This is a genomic window from Terrabacter sp. P5_B1 (assembly GCF_056400505.1).
This window is the reverse complement of record NZ_JBFULD010000309.1, coordinates 1-4,989: the sequence shown is the minus strand read 5'-3', so window position 1 is coordinate 4,989 and position 4,989 is coordinate 1. Positions and strand designations below refer to the sequence as shown.

Annotated in this window: 4 protein-coding genes and 1 pseudogene; all 5 read left to right on the top strand. The window is 70.2% G+C overall.

Annotated elements, in window-relative coordinates; translation table 11 throughout:
• Window positions 1-182, top strand: a pseudogene (argD, locus tag AC1DP0_RS17910) (acetylornithine transaminase); the annotation flags it as partial.
• Entirely contained in the window at window positions 179-664 is a 486-nt protein-coding gene (gene argR, locus AC1DP0_RS17905) for an arginine repressor (RefSeq protein ID WP_478087013.1), read from the top strand. The pseudogene argD and the gene argR, both read left to right, overlap by 4 nt.
• Before the next feature lie 83 nt (window positions 665-747).
• Entirely contained in the window at window positions 748-2,220 is a 1,473-nt protein-coding gene (gene argH, locus AC1DP0_RS17900) for an argininosuccinate lyase (RefSeq protein WP_478087011.1), read from the top strand.
• 22 nt (window positions 2,221-2,242) lie between these two features.
• A complete protein-coding gene (locus tag AC1DP0_RS17895) occupies window positions 2,243-2,878 on the top strand; it encodes a DNA-3-methyladenine glycosylase (protein ID WP_478087009.1) in 636 nt (211 codons plus the stop codon).
• A gap of 110 nt (window positions 2,879-2,988) precedes the next feature.
• The gene (gene tyrS, locus AC1DP0_RS17890) at window positions 2,989-4,248 is read left to right on the top strand and encodes a tyrosine--tRNA ligase (protein ID WP_478087006.1); all 1,260 of its coding nucleotides are present in this window, start codon (window positions 2,989-2,991) and stop codon (window positions 4,246-4,248) included.
• The last annotated feature ends 741 nt before the right edge of the window (window positions 4,249-4,989 follow it).

Below are 4,989 nucleotides of genomic sequence, written 5' to 3'. Positions count from 1 at the left end.
TACCTGCTCCTGCAGTCATGGCGGCCGCTCGCGAGGCCGGCTTCATCGTCAACGCGGTGACGTCGACAGCCCTCCGTCTCGCGCCCCCGCTCGTCATCACCGAGGACGAGCTCCAGGGCTTCCTCGACGCCCTGCCGGCGATCCTCGACGCGGCCCGCGCGACGGGGGAGGCGACGCCGTGAGCCGCACCCAGCGCCAGCGGCGCATCGTCGAGCTGCTCGGCTCGCACGAGGTGCACAGCCAGGGCGAGCTGTCCGACCTGCTCGTCGCCGAGGGCACCGAGGTGACGCAGGCGACCCTCTCACGCGACCTCGTCGAGCTCGGCGCGGTCAAGGTGCGGCGTGGACGCGCGCTCGTGTATGCCGTCCCGGGCGAGGGCGGCGAGGTGGCCGCCGTCGGCTCGATCGGGGACGCAGCCTCCGCCAGGCTGCGACGCACGTGCGAGGAGCTGCTCGTGTCAGCAGCCGCCGCCGTCAACGTCGTGGTGCTGCGCACGCCGCCGGGGGCCGCCAACTACCTCGCCTCGGCGATCGACCAGGCTCGCGACCCCGAGGTGGTCGGCACCATCGCGGGCGACGACACGATCCTGCTCGTCGCCGGCAGCGCCGAGCAGGCGGCCGYGGTGGCCGAACGCCTCCAGTCCCTCGCCGGCACGCGAGACTGAACCCATCTCGGCGCCCCCTTCTGCCACCGACCCCGGACACCATGCCGACGACCCACGCTGATCACCCACGAGGAGAACCCGCGATGACCGACCCCACCCGCACGAGCGCCACCGAGGGCAGCGAGGGTGCCCACGTCACCCCGGCCGCCCGAGTGAGCCTCTGGGGCGGACGCTTCGCCGGCGGTCCCGACCAGGCGCTCGCCGCCCTGTCGAAGAGCACCCACTTCGACTGGCGTCTCGCACCGCACGACATCGCCGGCTCGCGCGCCCACGCCCGCGTCCTGCACGCCGCGGGGCTCCTCTCCGAGGAGCACCTCGACGGGATGATCGAGGKCCTCGACCGCCTCGAGGCCGACGTGCTCTCCGGAGCCTTCACGCCCGCCGAGGACGACGAGGACGTCCACACGGCGCTCGAGCGTGGCCTCATCGAGCGGGTCGGCACCGAACTCGGCGGTCGCCTGCGCGCCGGCCGCTCGCGCAACGACCAGGTGGCGACGCTCTTCCGGATGTACCTCCGCGAGCACGCGCGGATCGTGGGCGGACTCGTGCTCGATGTTGTCGATGCCCTTGTCGCACAGGCAGATCGGCACCTCGAGGTCGCCATGCCGGGACGCACCCACCTCCAGCACGCGCAGCCCGTGCTGCTCTCGCACCACCTGCTCGCGCACGCGTGGGCGCTGCTGCGCGACGTCGACCGGTTGCGGGACTGGGACGTGCGCGCGAACGTCTCGCCCTACGGCTCCGGCGCCCTTGCCGGCTCGTCGCTCGGTCTCGACCCGGAGGCCGTCGCCCACGACCTCGGCTTCGCCCGTGCCGTGGAGAACTCCATCGACGGCACCGCCYCGCGCGACTTCGTCGCGGAGTTCTCGTTCGTCTCGGCCATGACGGCCGTCGACATCTCGCGGATCGCCGAGGAGGTCGTGCTCTGGGCGACGAAGGAGTTCTCCTTCGTCACGCTGCACGACTCCTACTCGACGGGGTCGAGCATCATGCCGCAGAAGAAGAACCCCGACGTGGCGGAGCTCGCGCGTGGCAAGGCCGGTCGCCTCGTCGGAGACCTCGCCGGTCTGCTGACCACGCTCAAGGCCCTGCCGCTGGCCTACAACCGCGACCTCCAGGAGGACAAGGAGCCCGTCTTCGACGCCGTCGACACGCTCGAGGTGCTCCTGCCGGCCTTCTCCGGCATGGTCGACACGCTCATCTTCAACACCGAGCGCCTCGAGTCGCTTGCTCCGCAGGGCTTCGCCCTCGCCACCGACATCGCGGAATGGCTGGTGCGGCAAGGTGTCCCCTTCCGGGTGGCCCACGAGGTGGCGGGTGCCTGCGTGCGTGAGTGCGAGCCGCGCGGCATCGAGCTGTGGGACCTCACCGACGAGGACTTCGCCCGGATCAGTGAGCACCTGACACCCGAGGTCCGGTCGGTCCTGTCCGTCCAGGGGTCCCTCGCGTCGCGGGACGCTGTCGGCGGCACCGCACCGGTCCGGGTCACCGAGCAGCTCGCGGCTGCCCGCGACCGTCTCGCCGACGCCCGGAGCTGGACGTCGGCGGGCGTCTGACCCTGCCGTTAGCGTGTCGTCGGTGAGTCCCGACGTCACCCGCCTCCCACGCGCGKTCTTCGCCCGCCCGTCGGTCGAGGTCGCCCCCGACCTGCTGGGCCGACACCTGTCGTTCGGCGGCGTCGTGCTGCGTCTGACCGAGCTGGAGGCGTATGCCGGTGAGGTCGACCCCGGGTCACACGCCTTCCGCGGCGAGACGCCCCGAACGCGCCCCATGTTCGGCCCTCCGGGCTTCACGTACGTCTACTTCACCTACGGCCACCACTGGTGCGTCAACCTCGTCGTCGGGCACGAGGGCGCCGCGTCGGCCGTTCTCGTGCGCGCGGGCGAGGTCGTGGCTGGCGAGGACCTCGTCCGGGCGCGCCGTGGACCGGTTCGTGAGCGGGACTGGGCCCGCGGCCCGGGCCGGCTCGGGCAGGCGCTCGCCATGACCAAGGAGCACACCGGCCGTGACTTCTGCCGCCCCCCGGTCGGCGAACCCATCGACCTCGTCGTGTCCGAGGGCGAGCCGGCCACGCCGGACCGCGTGCGTGTCGGTCCCCGGGTCGGTGTCAGCGGACCCGGAGGTGACGCGGYGGCCTACCCGTGGCGCTTCTGGGTCGAGGGCGAGCCGAGCGTGTCGACCTACCGCCCGGGTGTCGTGCGCCGCCGCAGGTGATGCCCGCCATGCGGGACCGCGCGGTACTCGTTGGCCCGCGCGCGACGGCATACGGCAGGCTGTGTCCGGGTGGGCAGGGAGCCCGCTGGACCGAGAGGACACCGATACCCGTGACGGACATCTTCGACGAGCTGCAGTGGCGTGGCCTGGTGGCACAGACCACCGACGAGGCGGCGCTGCGCGAGGCACTCGCCGAGGGGCCGATCACGCTGTACTGCGGCTTCGACCCGAGCGCCCCCTCGCTGCACTTCGGCAACTTCGTCCAGCTCTCCGTGATGCGGCGCATGCAGGCCGCCGGCCACCGAGTGATCTGTCTGGTGGGCGGGTCGACGGGGCTCATCGGCGACCCGAAGCCCGATGCCGAGCGCGTGCTGCAGGACAAGGACACCATCGCCGCTGCGGTGAGCCGCATCCAGCAGCTGGTCGGCCCGCTGCTCGAGTTCGAGGGCGACAACGCGGCCGTGCTCGTCAACAACCTCGACTGGACGGCCCCGCTGAGCGCTCTCGACTTCCTGCGCGACGTCGGCCGGCACTTCCGCGTCAACCAGATGATCCGGAAGGAAGCCGTCGCCCGTCGCCTCGAGAGCGACCAGGGCATCTCCTACACCGAGTTCAGCTACCAGATGCTCCAGGCACTGGACTACCTCGAGCTCTACCGGAGTCGGGGCTGCACGCTGCAGATCGGTGGCAGCGACCAGTGGGGCAACATCACCGCCGGCGTCGACCTGGTCCACCGGGTCGAGGGCAGGTCGGTGCATGCGCTCGCGACTCCGCTGCTCGTCGACTCGACGGGGCGCAAGTTCGGCAAGTCGGAGGGCAACGCGGTCTGGCTCAGCGCGGACATGACGAGCCCGTACGTCTTCTACCAGTACTTCCTCAACGTGGAGGACGCCTCCGTCGTCAGCATGCTCAAGGCGCTGTCGGACCGAACGCGTGAGGAGATCGTCGAGCTCGAGCGGCAGGTGGCCGAGGAGCCGTTCCGGCGGGCGGCCCAGAAGGCCCTGGCCGCCGACGTCACCACCCTCGTGCACGGTGCCGACGCGACGGCGGCGGTGCAGGCGGCCTCCGAGGCGCTGTTCGGCAAGGGGGACCTCGGCGGGCTCGACGCGGAGACGCTGGGTGACGCGACGTCCGAGCTACCCGGTGCCCCCGTGGCTGTCGGGACGTCCGTCGTGGACGCCCTGGTGGCGGTCGGACTCGTCGACTCCCGCAACGGCGCCAGGCGTGCGATCGGCGAGGGCGGGGCGTCCCTCAACAACGTGAAGCTGACCGACCCCGAACGGGTGCTCGGCGAGGACGACTTCCTGCACGGCGCGGTCGCCGTCATCAAGCGCGGGCGGCGCAATCTGGCGGCTGCCCGACGAGCGTGAGTCGCGCCCGTTCCCGAGGTGACACAGGGCCACATCGGGACGTTGGTTGGCGGCCGAAGGGGCGGATCCCGTTGCAGGAGAACGGGATTCGCCCCGTTCGTGCTCAACTGCGGTGCGGGGGAGGGCGGATTTGTGTTTCTCCGGAGGGGCGGGTTACTGTTCTCTTCGTCAGCCCGACAGGGAGGAACGGACGCCACCGCGAGCGAGTGATCGTGAGCGAAGTTGGCCGGTCCCGGGGTTGGCCATCATGGTTCGGAGCAGTCCGGTTCGTCCGGTAGGGTTCTGAATCGCCCCGGTGTGGCGCTCGACCTGGTCGAGCAGCTCGTTGGGGTGGCTGAGGTGCTCCGGTTGATCCGGTAGGCTTTGGTGAGCAGGACCGCTGAGACCAGGCGGGTCTGACTCGGTGGGATGCCCGGTAGGGCGGACCGCGGGTTTGACTGGTTGGGGTGTGGCGGGTAAGTTTGAAGGGTTGCCCCGGAGGCTGGCTCACTGAGTTGGTTGATGGTGTGTGTCCGATTCTTGAGAACTCAACAGCGTGTCAAAAATCGATGCCAATTACCTCGTCCCGAGGCGCGGCATGGTCACTCGCATGGGTGGTTGTGTTGTGTTTTGGGCGAATTATCCTTTGGTTGAAACTGAATGATCAACTCTTTTTGAGCTGGTTGTTCGACTTCAGTCGGGTTTTCGAGCCCTTCATGGGTTCAAATTTTGCTCGCGGCGCCTTTTTGGCGTGTGTGGGTG